The 15590-nt window shown below is 37.6% G+C and carries 18 protein-coding genes; 16 read left to right on the forward strand and 2 right to left on the reverse strand.

Going from position 1 to position 15590, the window contains the following annotated elements:
- The first annotated feature begins 109 nt into the window (after positions 1-109).
- From AC0C45_RS04325 to AC0C45_RS04340, 4 genes are all read left to right on the forward strand, one after another.
- The gene (locus tag AC0C45_RS04325; protein WP_472927919.1) at positions 110-268 is read left to right on the forward strand and encodes a hypothetical protein; all 159 of its coding nucleotides are present in this window, start codon (positions 110-112) and stop codon (positions 266-268) included.
- On the forward strand, positions 265-1167 hold the full coding sequence (purU, locus tag AC0C45_RS04330) for a formyltetrahydrofolate deformylase (RefSeq protein WP_047930741.1): 903 nt from the start codon (positions 265-267) through the stop codon (positions 1165-1167). Before AC0C45_RS04325 ends, purU begins: the two co-directional genes overlap by 4 nt.
- 457 nt (positions 1168-1624) lie before the next feature.
- Positions 1625-2419, forward strand: a complete 795-nt coding sequence (locus AC0C45_RS04335; RefSeq protein WP_013058746.1) for a thymidylate synthase — start codon at positions 1625-1627, stop codon at positions 2417-2419.
- Complete coding sequence (locus AC0C45_RS04340) at positions 2416-2901, forward strand: dihydrofolate reductase (RefSeq protein WP_016765324.1); 486 nt, start codon at positions 2416-2418, stop codon at positions 2899-2901. Before AC0C45_RS04335 ends, AC0C45_RS04340 begins: the two co-directional genes overlap by 4 nt.
- A 276-nt stretch (positions 2902-3177) precedes the next feature.
- Here the strand turns inward: AC0C45_RS04340 and AC0C45_RS04345 are convergent, their stop codons facing one another.
- Positions 3178-3396: a hypothetical protein gene (locus AC0C45_RS04345; RefSeq protein WP_034649345.1), complete on the reverse strand. Its 219-nt coding sequence runs from the start codon at positions 3394-3396 to the stop codon at positions 3178-3180.
- 231 nt (positions 3397-3627) lie between these two features.
- Here AC0C45_RS04345 and ilvA point away from each other — a divergent pair, with 231 nt between their 5' ends.
- From ilvA to AC0C45_RS04380, 7 genes are all read left to right on the forward strand, one after another.
- On the forward strand, positions 3628-4899 hold the full coding sequence (gene ilvA, locus AC0C45_RS04350) for a threonine ammonia-lyase IlvA (protein WP_472927920.1): 1272 nt from the start codon (positions 3628-3630) through the stop codon (positions 4897-4899).
- Positions 4900-5060: 161 nt separating this feature from the next.
- A complete protein-coding gene (locus tag AC0C45_RS04355; RefSeq protein ID WP_013058743.1) occupies positions 5061-5312 on the forward strand; it encodes a YpmP family protein in 252 nt (83 codons plus the stop codon).
- Between the two features lie 169 nt (positions 5313-5481).
- Complete coding sequence (locus tag AC0C45_RS04360; protein ID WP_013058742.1) at positions 5482-6324, forward strand: DegV family protein; 843 nt, start codon at positions 5482-5484, stop codon at positions 6322-6324.
- A gap of 150 nt (positions 6325-6474) precedes the next feature.
- A complete protein-coding gene (locus AC0C45_RS04365; RefSeq protein ID WP_171776677.1) occupies positions 6475-8091 on the forward strand; it encodes an ATP-binding protein in 1617 nt (538 codons plus the stop codon).
- 24 nt (positions 8092-8115) lie between these two features.
- Positions 8116-8694 carry an SCO family protein gene (locus AC0C45_RS04370; protein WP_034649347.1) on the forward strand — a complete coding sequence of 193 codons (579 nt, stop codon included), beginning with the start codon at positions 8116-8118 and terminating at the stop codon, positions 8692-8694.
- A gap of 233 nt (positions 8695-8927) precedes the next feature.
- Positions 8928-9815: an SGNH/GDSL hydrolase family protein gene (locus AC0C45_RS04375; RefSeq protein WP_234943464.1), complete on the forward strand. Its 888-nt coding sequence runs from the start codon at positions 8928-8930 to the stop codon at positions 9813-9815.
- 12 nt (positions 9816-9827) lie between these two features.
- A complete protein-coding gene (locus tag AC0C45_RS04380) occupies positions 9828-10400 on the forward strand; it encodes a YpmS family protein (protein ID WP_472927922.1) in 573 nt (190 codons plus the stop codon).
- A gap of 31 nt (positions 10401-10431) precedes the next feature.
- Here AC0C45_RS04380 and AC0C45_RS04385 read toward each other — a convergent pair whose 3' ends face one another.
- Complete coding sequence (locus AC0C45_RS04385; protein WP_034649350.1) at positions 10432-11187, reverse strand: DUF4397 domain-containing protein; 756 nt, start codon at positions 11185-11187, stop codon at positions 10432-10434.
- A gap of 214 nt (positions 11188-11401) precedes the next feature.
- Between AC0C45_RS04385 and AC0C45_RS04390 the strand changes: the two genes are divergently transcribed.
- The 5 genes from AC0C45_RS04390 to AC0C45_RS04410 all read left to right on the forward strand — a co-directional run bounded on the left by AC0C45_RS04390 (position 11402) and on the right by AC0C45_RS04410 (position 15485).
- Positions 11402-11563 (forward strand): hypothetical protein, encoded by a 162-nt coding sequence (locus AC0C45_RS04390; RefSeq protein ID WP_013084692.1) that lies wholly within the window; start codon positions 11402-11404, stop codon positions 11561-11563.
- The gene (locus AC0C45_RS04395; protein WP_016765317.1) at positions 11553-11978 is read left to right on the forward strand and encodes a hypothetical protein; all 426 of its coding nucleotides are present in this window, start codon (positions 11553-11555) and stop codon (positions 11976-11978) included. The genes AC0C45_RS04390 and AC0C45_RS04395 overlap by 11 nt, the downstream gene beginning before the upstream one ends.
- Positions 11979-12069: 91 nt before the next feature.
- A complete protein-coding gene (locus AC0C45_RS04400; RefSeq protein WP_080967524.1) occupies positions 12070-12243 on the forward strand; it encodes a YjcZ family sporulation protein in 174 nt (57 codons plus the stop codon).
- 153 nt (positions 12244-12396) lie between these two features.
- The gene (locus tag AC0C45_RS04405; RefSeq protein WP_013058734.1) at positions 12397-13797 is read left to right on the forward strand and encodes an ATP-binding protein; all 1401 of its coding nucleotides are present in this window, start codon (positions 12397-12399) and stop codon (positions 13795-13797) included.
- Between the two features lie 218 nt (positions 13798-14015).
- Positions 14016-15485, forward strand: coding sequence for an NAD(P)/FAD-dependent oxidoreductase (locus AC0C45_RS04410; protein WP_013084690.1), 1470 nt, complete (start codon positions 14016-14018; stop codon positions 15483-15485).
- Positions 15486-15590: the final 105 nt, after the last annotated feature.

Genomic DNA, 15590 nt, shown 5'->3' on the forward strand with positions numbered 1-15590 from the left:
TGCCAGCGGCTTTTTTATGGTTAATTCAAAAGCAGGAAGCGAAGGGGATGAGCTGTAGCACTTTAGGAAACACTCATTTTAGGTATGTGTAGAACGTAAAGGTGAGTGAATGAACGATTTAATGGGAGTGGATGTTAAAACAACAAGTACACAAGCTGAAGCAAACGTTTGGGCTTTCTTTTGTCAAAGCACTATTTCAATGTCGCATCGCTACAAGGATAATGGTACAATTGTCTGTATATTTAAAAAAAGAGAGGGAATTACATGAAATCGCATATTCAAAAACATTTAACTTCATATAAAGAGAAATATAAAAATCGCGGTCGGCTGCTAATTAGCTGTCCGGACAAACCGGGTATTGTATCGGCAGTATCTACGTTTTTACATGAGCACGGTGCAAATATTGTAGAATCAAGTCAACATTCAACGAACCACGAAGGGGGGATGTTTTTTATCCGTTTCGAATTTGAATGTGAGGATTTATTAGCTAAAGAAGCAAAACTAGAAGAAAATTTCAAAAAAATTGCCAATACATTTTCAATGAACTGGCAGTTTACATATGCTCATAATTTGAAAAAAACAGCTATTTTTGTGTCAAAAGAGCCTCATTGTCTGCTAGAGCTGCTGTGGGCATGGGAAAGCGGAGATTTGATGACAGACATTGCTGTCGTTGTGAGCAATCACGAAGATGCGCGCGAAGTGGTTGAATCATTCGGTATACCGTTTAAGCATATACCTGCGACAAAAGACATTCGCCAAGAAGCAGAAGCCAAACAGCTGCAGGTATTAAAAGATTATAATATTGACGTAATTATCTTGGCGCGTTATATGCAAATTTTAACGCCGACTTTTGTGGCTGAAAATCCGTATCGTATCATTAATATTCACCATTCATTCTTACCGGCATTCATTGGAGCACGTCCATATGAACGCGCATATCAACGAGGTGTAAAGTTAATTGGTGCTACGTCTCACTATGTAACAGACGACTTGGATGAAGGACCAATTATTGAACAAGATATTGAACGCGTGAACCACCGTGATGATGCGGATGACTTAAAGAAAAAAGGCCGCTTAATTGAACGTACGGTGCTCGCACGTGCTGTAAAATGGCATTTAGAAGACCGCATTTTAGTGCATGAAAACCGCACAATTGTATTTAATTAACAAAGACTAAGCTGTTAAAAAAGTAGTTTAGCCGAAGGAAGATCCGAACGATGAATCGAGATTCTTGGCAGAGAATCTAACTCGTTCGGATCTTTTTATTTTGATAGTGAACGTAGATTTAATCTATTTAGTTGCTTTTAGCGGTTGATTGGAGGGCAAGGCGAAGACTCCTGCGGGGAAAGCGGAACAGATGAGATCCCCCAAGTGTAAGCGACGAGTAGGCTCATCAGCCGCCCGCGGAAAGCAAAGCCTTGCACGGAGAGCAACCGCGGTGTCATAAGCGATTCATACTCGATTATTTAATTGATTTTGTTAGGTCTCATTCTCGTTTTTTTAGGGGGAATTGCGTATCTAAATGATAAAAAACTTTTCTGCATGAGCTGAGATTTAGTTGTTTACTTAGCTCGTGAACACTTATACAATAGAAAAGGACTTTTTAATAAAGGAAGTGTCGGAAGTGAAACAATATCTTGAACTTTGCGAGCATGTGTTAGCAAATGGAACAAAAAAAGAAGATCGGACAGGAACAGGTACAATTAGCACATTTGGCTATCAAATGCGTTTTAATTTACAAGAAGGTTTCCCGGTATTAACGACAAAAAAACTTCATTTAAAATCAATTATTCATGAACTGCTTTGGTTTTTACAAGGAGATACAAACGTTAAGTATTTACAAGATAACGGCGTGCGCATTTGGAATGAATGGGCGGATGAAAACGGCGAGCTTGGCCCTGTGTATGGGCATCAGTGGCGTTCATGGCCAACGCCGGACGGAGAAAAAATTGATCAGATTACCAATGTTATCAATCAAATTAAAAACAACCCTGATTCTCGCCGCTTAATGGTAAGCGCCTGGAATGTGTCTGATGTAGACAATATGGCTTTACCGCCGTGTCACTGCTTATTTCAGTTTTACGTAGCGGACGGCAAATTGTCTTGTCAATTGTATCAGCGTTCAGCTGATATTTTCCTAGGCGTACCGTTTAACATTGCTTCATATGCGCTGCTTACAATGATGGTGGCACAAGTGTGTGATTTAGAGCCGGGTGATTTTGTTCATACGTTTGGCGATGCGCATATTTACAGCAATCACATTGAACAAGTAAACCTGCAGTTGACGCGTGAGCCTCATGCTTTGCCAAAAATGAAAATCAATCCAGACGTAAAATCAATTTTTGACTTTAAATTTGAAGACTTTGAGTTAGTAGACTATAATGCGCATCCTCACATCAAAGGAGCTGTGAGCGTATGATTTCCCTCATTGTCGCAATGGATCAAAACAGGCTGATCGGTAAAGAGAATGATTTGCCATGGCGTCTTCCGGAAGATTTAAAGTATTTCAAGCGCATCACAACGAGTCATACGATTGTAATGGGAAGAAAAACATTTGAATCAATTGGACGACCGCTTCCTAATCGCGAAAATGTGGTTCTTACGCGTCAAAAAGATTATCAGCAAGAAGGAGCAACCGTTATTCATTCAGTTGAGGAACTAGAAGCATTAGATGCTGAAAAAGAAGACGAGCTCTTCGTGATTGGCGGAGCTACTCTGTATGAACAAACATTAGACGTTGCAAACCGACTTTATATTACGCATATTGAAGAATCCTTTGAAGGAGATACACATTTTCCTGCGATTGATCTGAGCGAATGGAAAGTTATTTCGAAGCAGCAAGGAATTAAAGATGAAAAAAATCCCTACACGTATTATTTTACCGTATACGAGCGAAGCTGATCTCTTTTGTTTATAAAAAACGCGAGTCTGGGACAAAGTATGTTAGTCGAAGAAAGATCCGAACGTTGAATCGTTCGGATCTTTTCATTATAAGGATGAAGGTAGATTTCATGTATGTAGGTGCTTTTAGCAGTTGAGTGGAGGCTCACCGGCCGCCCGCGGAAAGCAAAGTCTCGCATGGAAATCAAATGCGGTGTAACAAGCACCCCCTACTAGCTAGCTTCTATACTCCATTTATTCGTCTTTAGATTGATTTCGTTATGTTTCAATCTCTTTTTATATTGATTTTAATTGCTTCATCATTTCGTGAAAAGCCGCTGGGCTCACAAACTGTTCAGGGCTCCAGTTAGCTTCAATCCATTGAATCAGCTCGCTTGGTGTATTAAAAATTTCTCCGCTCGTATCTGCTTTGCGAAGCATGTATCTATCGTTTTCTTCATCTGCAACTATTTCGCACGGAACGGCACTTTCAAGACTTTGAAGTGAAAACTCCATTTATTCCACAACCTTTCTTAATTTATACCTGTTATCGCATCAGCTGCATGTAGAAAGTATGGGCAATTTTGTAAGTCTATTTAGCGTTTGCTAAACATATGTAAAGTATGTGGACAGTAAAATAGTTGGAAAAGTTTTTTTAGTTATTATTAATGAAAAATAATGATTTTTCTAAATTTTTTGTGATATAATGTACAAATTAATAATGGTAGAAGAGGAAGGAAGTTGGTTATGAAACAACAAGTAGATAATCGAACAAAACACGTACATTTAGAGGACATCATGATTGCAAATCAATTGATTAAAGATGTTGTTGTGCATACACCACTACAGCGTAATGACGTTTTGTCTGAACGATATGAATGTAATATCTATTTAAAACGTGAGGATTTACAGGTGGTGCGCTCATTTAAAATTCGCGGTGCGTACAATCGAATCAAAAAGTTATCCCCAGAAGAATTAGAAAATGGAATTGCCTGTGCAAGTGCAGGAAACCACGCACAAGGTGTAGCATATGCGTGCCGTCATTTAAACATCGATGGTAAAATCTTTATGCCGAGCACAACGCCGCGCCAAAAAATTAATCAAGTGAAATTTTTAGGCAAAGATAACGTAAAGGTCGTACTAATCGGAGATACGTTTGATGATTCTTATGAACAAGCTATTGCATGCAGTGAAGAGGAACATCGAACATTTATTCACCCATTTAATGATGTAGACGTTATTGCAGGACAGGGTACAGTAGCCGTTGAAATGTTCAATGACTGTGAAGATGAAATTGACTACGTATTTGCGGGTATCGGCGGGGGCGGATTAATTTCCGGTGTCGGCACATACGTAAAAAGCATCTCGCCTCAAACAGCTGTGATTGGGGTAGAACCAGCAGGCGCGCCTGGTATGCAGACATCTTTAGCAAATGGAAATGTAGTGACGCTACCGGCAATCGATCCATTTGTAGACGGAGCAGCTGTTAAAACAGTTGGAACGCTTCCGTATGACATCAGTAAAGAACTTGTGGACGATATTGTAGTTGTTCCTGAAGGCAAGGTTTGTACAACCATTTTATCTCTATACAATGAAAATGCGATTGTAGCAGAACCAGCAGGAGCTCTTTCGATTGCTGCTCTTGACTCATACCGTGAGCAAATTAAAGGGAAAACGGTTGTTTGCGTCATCAGCGGAGGAAACAATGACATTGGACGTATGCAAGAAATCAAAGAACGTTCAATGATTTATGAAGGATTACAGCATTATTTTATCGTTAATTTTCCTCAGCGCGCAGGAGCTCTTCGTGAGTTTCTAGACGAAGTGCTTGGACCGACAGACGATATTTCGCGCTTTGAGTATACGAAAAAGAATAACAAAGACAGCGGACCGGCACTTGTGGAAATTGAGCTTAAGCATAAAGAAGATTATTATCCACTGATTAATCGTATGGATAAAAAAGGATTCCCTTACACAGAAATTAATAAAGAAAGCAACTTGTTTCACTTATTTATTTAAATAGAAGGTCGTTTTAAAAAGGAATGCTTCATCAACTGTCGAATAAGTTGATGAAGCATTTTTATTTTAAAAAATATTTGTGTTTTCTTTTTATTTTATCAAGACAGAAAGTGCCTGAAGCATTATAATAAAATAAACGGGTAAAAAGAGGGTTGATCGCCTTGCTATTAAAAAGCCTTGAATTTAAACATGTCAGTGGTCAAAAAGTAAAAATTACTGAAATTCCAGTTTTAGAGGAAAATAGCACGTTTCGGTTCATGTTATCTGCAAAACTTGATTTATTTATTAGACAAATCACGAACGAATCAGTTCCGAAGCAAACCTACTCGTTTCAAGAATATTTAAAACGCGTGTTGAAATGGAAAGATTACGAACAGCTCTTTAAGTCTCATGTATTAAAACATAATGCATAAACGTAAAAGTTGACTTTTCTGAATATTTCAGCAGAGTCAACTTTTTTTGTTAATATAAAAGGTTGAACATGCGTTTTACGAATTAGCAAAACTTGCATTCTATTATAACTATATTGTTGTAAGTGTTCATGTTATACTAGTCTGCAATGCATCTTATAGGGGTGAACACATGGCGAAAATTAAAGTGGTAACGGATTCAACAATTGATTTAACGTTGGAAGAAGCTGAAAAATACGGTATTGAGATGATACCTTTATGTATTAACATTGATAATGAAACGTATTTAGATCGCGTAGAATTAACGCCGACAGATTTTATTGAAAAAATGAAAAATTCAAAAGAATTACCAAAAAGCTCTCAGCCAGCTATTGGTTCTTTTGTTGAAGTATATGAACGATTAGTTAGTGAAGGGTATGACGTCATTTCGATTCATATGACTGGAGGAATGAGCGGAACTGTTCGAGCAGCTGAAAGCGCGGCTCAAATGGTAGAAGGAAACATCACCGTTGTTGATTCTATGTACATTACAAAAGCTCTTTCGTTTCAAGTCTTTGAAGCGGTGAAAATGATTGAAGATGGGCATACAGTAGAAGAAATTATCACGCGCTTGGAAGAGGTGCGTCAAAATACGAATCTTTTTGTCGTAGTTGATACACTTGAAAATTTGGTTAAAGGTGGACGTATTGGACGAGGAAAAGGATTGATCGGTTCTCTTTTAAATATTAAGCCAATTGCTTCTCTAGCTGACGGAGTATATACTCCTGTTGCTAAAGTGCGCAGCCATTCTCAAATTGTTAAGTTTTTAACGAAACAGTTCGAAGAGCATACAGAAGGAAAAAGTATTAAAGGAGTAGGGCTTGTACATGCAGATGGATTTGGACTCGCCTCTAAGTTAAAAGAATCAATTGTGAAGGCAAGGGGCTATACGCAATTTTCGATTGAAGATACGACGCCTATTATTTCAACGCATACAGGTATTGGTGCAATTGGTTTTATGTATTTTGCTGAATAAAGTGGGTTGCTTTTTGCAAGTCACTTTTTTGGCTTTCTCTTTTTTGGAAAAAGAGGAAAGAGAAGTGGACCAACGTGTGATATAATAGAATCAACTTTCTACCAGCGAATGCTGTGCTGGTTACTATTCTTTTGAATCCGGAGTATACCGATGAAAAAATATATTCGAAATTTGAGTGTGTTTAACAAAACGGTTTTATTTTCTACTTTAATTGTAGTTGCCCTTGGAGTCATTTCTTTAGCCATTAGCTATCAAGTTCAAAAAAAGATGGCAAAAGAGACACTAACGCAGCACGCGTTAATTATGGCCGATTTATGGAGGGAGTCTTTATCTAAACAAGACGTAATAGCAGCAGTGGATTCAAGGAACGGGACGATTCCTGAAAAAGACGAGCTAGAAAAGCAGTTCAGAAAGATTTACGAATTGCATCCGTCGTACTTGCAGGGATATATTATGACGACCGAAAAATTCCAGTCGCATGGAAATAAGATTATCGTAACAGCGAATAAGAAAATTAAGCAATCACTAGAGCCATCCATGATTTATTATGGAGGAGAAGAATTTTACAAATCATTTAAGCAAGCAGAACAAGAAAAGAAAAATATCGTAACATCTACATACAAAGACGAATTCGGGACGTGGATAACCGTTTTATCGCCTATTACAAACAGCTCCGGAAAAGTCGTGGCTATTCTTGGTGTAGATATAGATGCAAGCGCTATCTATATCTACCAAAAACGTTTAATTGTGGCTTTGGCCGTTGCGTTTACGATTTTGTTTACCTTCATTATTGTTATTCAAGACTGGGGACTAAGGCGATTAATGTCGCCCCTAGGAGAATTAGTAGAAGGAATTCAAGCAGTAAGTCAAGGGAAGTTTGATGTGAAGCTGACATACGAAGATGATTCTGAGTTAGGGAATGTACACACAAGATTTAATGAAATGACCGAGCGGCTTCAGCAGCTTTTTCAACAAGTGTCAGCAACAAAAGAACAGCTGAACGTAGAAACGAATTTCAGTCATTCAAAAGATGGAATTGCTAAAGCGATTGATGAATTGGAAGTTATTATGGAAAAAACGAGAATGCAAAAGGAATTGCAGCGAGCAGAGAAAATGAATGCAATTGGTCAATTAGCTGCTTCTGTAGCCCATGAAATTCGAAATCCTATGACGGTGGTAAAAGGGTTTTTACAGCTTTTTCAAGATAACACAAAGCTTTCAAACACTGAATTAAGTTACATTCATCTTATGATTAACGAAATGGACAGAGCGGAAGCGATTATTCATGACTATTTATCTTTAGCCAAGCCGGATGTTCATCAGCATCGTTTTATTAACTGCTTGGAGTGTATTACAAGCTTAGTAGACTTATTATCTTCTTATGCTTTGTTAACAAATAATATACTCATAGAATTAGACGCAAAAGAAGAGGTGTATGTTCGCGGCAGCCGAAACGAATTGAATCAAATTCTGCTTAATATTATGAAAAATGGAATTGAAGCCATGAGAGCTGGAGGAACGCTTCGAGTAGGGCTTTACAAGCGAGAAGGACAGGTACATATTCAAATTGAAGATACTGGTATAGGCATGACCAGTGAACAAGTGAAACGGCTGGGAACAGCATTTTATTCTTTAAAAGAAAAAGGAACAGGGATTGGTCTGATGGTGTCTTATCAACTGGTCGAACAAATGAATGGAAGAATTGAAGTGGAAAGCATACCAGGAAAAGGTTCAACGTTTACCTTGATTTTCCCTAGCTATGACTAAACTTTAACCGTGCAGGAGGAACATATGAAAAGCTGGTCTTATAAATTGTTTTTTTTACTGCTCATTAGTTGTATGATGTTAACAGCCTGTGGTTCCAAAATAGAAAATCCTCTCAATTGGAAGATGGACTCTTTTTCTTATGTTAACCAAGATCAAAAGAAAGTAGGGCTAAGTCAGCTGAAAGGGAACGTTTGGGTAGCTAACTTTATCTTCACAAGCTGTGAAACCGTATGTCCCCCAATGACGGCTCATATGGCTAAATTACAAAAAATGGCCAAGGATGAAGGGCTGGACGTTCGCTTTGTTTCATTTAGCGTAGACCCTGAAGTGGACACTCCACCGAAAATGAAGGACTATGCGACTAAATTTGGCGCTGATTTTTCGAATTGGGATTTCTTAACGGGTTATAAACAAGCGGAAATTGAAAAGTTTGCTCTGGACCAATTTAAAACGATTGTGAAAAAGCCACAAGAAAATCCGCAGGTTATTCACGGTACGGATTTTTTTCTAATTGACAAAGATGGAGTCATTCAAAAATCTTATCAGGGAGTGACTGATCCTCCTTATGAAGATATGATAAAAGATATCAAAACCCTTCAGTAAGAGCTATAAATCCGTCAAATCTATCCGCCAAACACAGCTATCTTTATAGTGATGTGTTAGCGGATATTTTTATGAAAGAAACATGCTTATCCTTTTTTTTACATATACTATATATAAGAAACGTAGTAAAATATCAACTTGACATAGTATGATAAGATATAAAGATATAGTTATTCAGAGCGGTAAGCAGTATTGCTTGTGACAGCGAGAATACAGCATAGTTAGTAGGTGTTATGATGAGAAAATGGAAAAGTATAGTGATAAGCAGTATGAGTGCGGTGGTGTTAGCGAGCTGTTCGACGACGACTTTTTTGCCGACGGACAATAAAGAAGAAGCCGTTCAGAAAGAAGTGGATTTAACACCTAAAAAGCATATTCCGAAAGGCTTTTTTCCTGTAGATTTAGATATTGTAGCCATTGGTGACTCATTAACAGAAGGAGTAGGAGATGAGTCTAAAAAAGGCGGTTATGTACCATACTTAACTAAATACCTTTCTAAACAAAATGAAGTGCAAAATGTACGAACAGAGAATCTAGGCAAAAGAGGAAACCGGACGGATCAGCTATTAGCGAGGTTAAATCAGCCGGGAGTAGCAGCTGAAGTATCAAGAGCAGACATCGTTTTCTTGACGATTGGCGGCAATGACGTGATGAAAGTGGTAAGAGATTACTTTTACAATATCTCAATTAAAACGTTTGAATCACAGCAGTCAAAATATGAAAGACGTCTAAATGACGTGTTTTCACGTATACGTAAGCTTAATCCTAATGCTCATATTTATTTAATTGGTTTTTATAATCCATTCTTTAAATCATTAAGTGATGTGAAAGAAATTAATGTCGTTATTAATGAATGGAATGCGGCAAGCGAGAAAATTGCTTCTCAATATGATAATGTAAGTTATGTAAAAATTGATGATATTTTTTATGATTCTGACGTAAATTTATTAGGGAAAGACGAGTTTCACCCTAATAAAAAAGGGTACAAACTAATGGCTGAACGCATTAGTAAATCAATGGAGGAAGAAGATCCTCTCGTTGGAGATCAGAAAAAGGAAACAGTAAAAGAAGTTACATCTGATGAAAAAGAGAAAAACACGAAAGAGAGTGGGAACGAGTAAGGAGATTGTTATATGAAGAAGTGGAAAACCCTATTTATCGCGTTATTAGGGATTAATGTTCTAGGGGCTATCCTTATTATTGCGTTTATTTTTCAACCGGTTGACAAGGCCAATCCAACTCCCTCTGAAAAAGTAGAAGGAGACGCAGAACTAACTATTTTGGCTAAAAAAGCGGACTTAAATGTACTGATTGATAAATATTTAAAGAAAGAATTTAAGAATCAGCCGCTTAACTACAAAATTACTCTCACCGATGTAGTAAGAGTAGACGGTACGATTCAAGTATTCGGCGATGACATTAATATTCGAATGACATTTGATCCAATCGTACAAAAAAATGGAGATATTGTGCTTGAACAGCAGTCACTTTCTGTTGGAAAGCTGCAGCTTCCTGTCCGCACAGTGCTTCGATACGTAAATAATAACTTTGCGCTACCAGAATGGGTAATGATTGATCCAAAGAATGAATCAGTATACGTAGCGTTACAGCAGATGAAGTTAGAGAGTGATTTTGCTGTAAAAGTACAAAAGTTTGATTTGAAAAATGATGATATTCGCGTACGTTTAATTTCGCGCAGTGAATAAAAAAACCTTCCAATTTGGAAGGTTTTTTTTGTTAACGATCTTGGGAGATCAGCGCTTCTAATGCAGGACGGCTCTTAGCAAATCCGACGGCATATACCGTATATGTTCGATTCGGACGAAGGTTCAGTGCAGGGATTTCGAGTACTACATTTTTGGTTCCTGCTATGCGTACGCTAAGTTGAACATGCATGGGGGACAAAGGCAAATATTTTGTGACTTCTTTAAACTGCACTCCGGAAAAAATGACGTCTCCGCCTCTAGCCGCAATATCTACAGCAGGAGCATCAGGAGAAAGGTGCACAAACCGAAGCTTTGTTTCTCCACTTGGTACATCCGTATTGTCATAGATAAACAATAAATCAAGCTTGTTTAGTTCATCTACCGCCGCTACCGTGTAATTTTGGTTTCCTTCAAATGTAAATGATTCCGTTAAAACAGGTCTTCCGGTTTCTCCAGCGGGATAAATAGAAATTGTATATCTTCCAGGTTCTTGTAATTCAATATAATCTGTTTCTTGTTTATAAGTTAAGTTGCGAATCACTCGTTTGTTGTTAATATAAATATCTACAGATGGAGAATCTGGAGAAGCGTGAAGTATACGAATTTGCGGCGGATTTACGCGCAGATTCGTATTTTCAGAAGAAGTTAAGATGGCCTGCTGGATATAGTACAAATGCTTTTGATAATAATGAATATGCTTAGATGGATCACTATACTTATAGTAGTTAGCTAGAAAATCGTATTTCATTGCTTTTTTAATATATTGATCAAAGGAATAATTAGCCATATATTCAGCTCCCTTATTGTCGGAGTATAAAAACATTTCCATACGTAACCAAACATATGCTAAAATTCATAATTTATGCCGATCACTGATCACTCCCGAGATCTCCAAGAAGAAACAATGAGCCAAATGCCCTCTATGTGCATATACTGAATCAAATTATTGACTGAAGGCTTATTGTACGACCGAAATTAGTATAGAAAAAAGGAGTGAGAGCATGCGCGATTTTTATGCTCGGATGCTACGGTTAATTATGTTAAGTTTTTTACTGCTGCTACTTTTAATTCAATTTACAGAGCGCTCTACTTCATTTATTCACATTACCCCCGCGCTAAATAAAGTAACCGAGCGAATTGAGCTGATTACCTATGATGAATAAATGTATGTTTTCTGCGTTTCGATATGTACTTGTTCTTTATGCTATCTGCTTTACATTTTTATTTGTTAGTACAGTTCCAAGCCTATTTGGTTTCACCGTGACCGTTCAAGAAACGGATTATCACCATCTGCATCGCGGAGATATAGTTGTCTTTAGAGACGAATTATCTTCTTCAAAGAATGAACTTGTACTGGCCCATAATCCAGAGCTTGATGTACTGGTTACAGCTCAAAGAGATTCTTTGCCTGCTTCTTTTAAAGTGATTGGAAGCTACGCATACCATCTCCCGTATATAGGGGTCATTATTGAGTTTCTGAAAGATTTTACTACGTTACTGGTAATGGGAAGTATTTTACTTTTGTTGTTTTCGTATACGCTGCAGCCCAAAAGGCGAATATGGCGTAAGAGAAAGTAAAAAATGGGCGAATGCACATACAGGACAATCAACTAACGCATATAAAGTACAGTGTACGAAATGAATAAAAAAAACAAGAGGAGAGATTGCTATGTATAACTACGATTGTTACGACCCATGCCATCACGGAGGCTATCACCACCTATATGATACTTGCCACTATCCAATTAGCGGTTATCATCATTGCGGAACGGGTCAGTCATTTGCATTAATTGTTGTGCTATTTATTTTATTAATCATCATTGGCTGCACCTGTTTTTGCTGATTAGGCCTCATTTGCTCGCATGTGCGAGCTTTTTATAACAGATAGAAAAGGACAAACTTATATATAAATTGTTTAAATAATAAAAAAATTTTGCCAAATCAACATTTACCATATTATACTATAGCTAGTAACTCAATAAGCGAAGGTGAATATATGGAAAAGGAAAAAGTATTTCAACAGCTATTTTCAATGTCATTTACACCAATGCTCGTAATGAATATGGATGGAGATATTCAAATTTTAAATGAAGCGTGCTGCCATCTTTTTAAAACGACGGAAGAACGACTTCTTTCCTGTAATGTATTTGAAGAGCCAAATCGCTTTTTTATTGAAAAGCATGAAGTGGAACCGTTAAGAAAGCAAGAGGAAGAAGTTGTTTTACTTAAGAAAAAAGTAGATCAGCAGTTTCCGATGCACATCCATATTCAACGCACGGAAGGGGATATTCCGCTCTTAGTTGTTCAGTGGAAAGAGTTTTCCTCAAGTATTGAAAAGCAAGAGGAAGTCATTCGAAAAATGAAGCAATATAAGCAGTTTGTCCAGCAAAGTCAAGATGCATTTATTGTAACAAGAGAAGGCAGAATTCAATATTTGAATCCCGCTGGTGTTAAACTTCTTGGCGGCGAGAAAAAAGAAGAGTATATCGGGCGTCCTTGGCTTCATTTTATTCACCCCGAACATTTAGAAATCGTAAAAGAACGAATGGTTCAGCTGATGAATGGAATGTCCGTAAGGCCACGTGTTGATGTGAAACTATTAACTAAAAAAGGAGTCGTCATTATTGAATCTTCGGCAACCAAAATTAAGTTTGAAGGACAGGATGCCATTCAGTATATTATTCGCGACGTAACGGATCGAAAAAAATATGATGAAATGGCAAGCAAATCTGAAAAGCTTACAATGGTGAGCAAGTTAGCGGCAGGAGTAGCACATGAAATTCGTAATCCAATGACGGCGATTAAAGGATTTATTCAGCTGTTAAAAGCATCGAAACAGTACAACGAAGAATACAATGATATTATGCTTGAAGAATTGAATCGCGTCGAATCCATTATTCAAGAATTTTTAACGCTGGCCAAGCCTAAAATTGAAAATTCATACCACCCCAAAAGTCTCAATCAAATCATACGTCATGTGACATTATTATTAGATACACACGCCAATTATAAAAACTGTCGTATTATTAATGAGATTAGTGATGAGATTACAATCTTTTGTGAAGAAAATGCGCTTAAACAAGTTTTTATTAATTTAATTCAAAATGCGCTTGAGTCAATGAGCAAAGGGACAGTTAAAGTCACCGTTGAGAAAAGAAATGAATACGGCATGGTCATTATCGAGGATGAAGGCTGTGGAATTGATGAGCAATCTTTAGCTCGACTAGGTGAACCGTTTTATTCCACTAAACAAACAGGAACGGGGCTAGGGTTAATGATTAGCTACCGAATAATCGAACAGCATCAAGGGCATATTTCATTTGCGAGTAAAGTAGGAGTAGGAACAAAAGTAGAAATTGCTCTTCCGTACATTAAAGAACCAGTGAACATTTCATAGCGCTTGCTATTCGTTCACTGGTTTTTATTTACTTGGAATAAAAACGAATGTTTTTTAAATATTTTATTTCAATGTTCGTGTATATTGTTGACTAAAGGGTTTGTTTTTGATATATTATCAAATGGCTAGAAAATAACCGAATGATAATAAAAAAAGAAAATTCGGTCAATAACTTTTATCTTTTACCCAAAGAAAAAAAGATGATGGGAGAATGTACAATGAACTCAAATTATGATGTTATTGTGGTAGGGGCAGGACCCGCTGGGATTTTTACTTGCTATGAGTTAACGTTAAAATTACCGGAAGCAACTATTTTATTAATCGATAAAGGACACGATATCTATCGACGTAATTGTCCGATTCTTCAGAAAAAAATTGAAAAATGTCCGCCTGCGGTTGGCAAAAAAGAGTTTGCTGGCTGTTTGCCCGCTTGTTCTATTACAAATGGTTTCGGTGGAGCCGGCGCATATTCAGACGGGAAATTTAATATCACCAGTGAATTTGGAGGTTGGATGACGGATTATCTGTCTGAATCACAGGTGGTAGATTTAATTAAATATGTAGATGAAATTAATTTAAAACACGGAGCAACCGATACGATTACGGATCCGTTAACTGATAAAGTTCGTGAAATTGAAAAACGCGGATACGCAGCAGGATTAAAGCTATTGCGTGCCCAGGTGCGTCATTTAGGAACAGAGCAAAATTTAGAAATTTTAAAAAGCATTTATGAATACTTAAAAGAAAAAATTGATATGCAGTATAAAACGGAAGTAGCCGATTTAATAACAGAAAAAGAAGACGGTCAGCATATCGTGCGCGGTATCGAATTGAAGAATGGTGAAAGAATTACGGCTGATAAAGTGGTTGTTTCACCAGGTCGAGACGGCTCGAAGTGGATGAGCGACTTACTAAAAAAACGCCGTTTAAAAATGATTAACAATCAAGTGGACATCGGAGTTCGAGTCGAAACATCTAACGTTGTTATGGAAGAAATCAACAAGCACTTGTACGAAGGGAAATTCATTTATAATACGTCTGTAGGTACAAGAGTCAGAACGTTCTGCAGCAATCCTTCAGGACATGTGGTAGTAGAGAATCATTCAGGTATTATGTTAGCAAATGGACACGCATACAAAGATCCGAAGCTTGGAAGTCAAAATACGAACTTTGCGCTGCTTGTTTCTCATAAATTTTCGGATCCATTTGATCAGCCGAACGAATATGCGCATGAAGTATCAAGATTAGCTAATATGCTGTCAAACGGGGGCCTAGTTGTTCAAAAGTATGGAGATATTTTAAAAGGACGTCGTTCAACAGCGACTCGAATTAAAGAGGGCTTTTTAGAACCAACGTTAAAAGAAGCTGTACCGGGTGACTTAGGCTTAGTGCTTCCTTACAATACGATGAAAAGCTTAATTGAAATGACAGAAGCACTGGATCATGTAACGCCTGGGCTAGCATCTGAACATACGCTGTTTTACGGTGTGGAAGCGAAATTTTACTCCGCCCGTCCGAAGTTAAATGATAAGTTTGAAACTGAAATTTCCGGTTTATACGTGGGAGGAGACGGAGCTGGTATTACGCGAGGACTCGCGCAGGCAAGTGCGTGCGGTGTGTGGGTAGCACGTGACATTGTTGAAAAATTAAAGAATCGCAAAGCAAGTTCTGAACCTGTTACTGTATAAAAAAAGAGGCCGTCACGGCCTCTTTTTTTATATGTGTTAAATAACGAAAGCGACTAAGTAAAAAGTAAAGAACTTGTACCGCTCAAACTCCGATAGTTTTATATG

It is taken from the genome of Priestia sp. VA7, assembly GCF_055710015.1.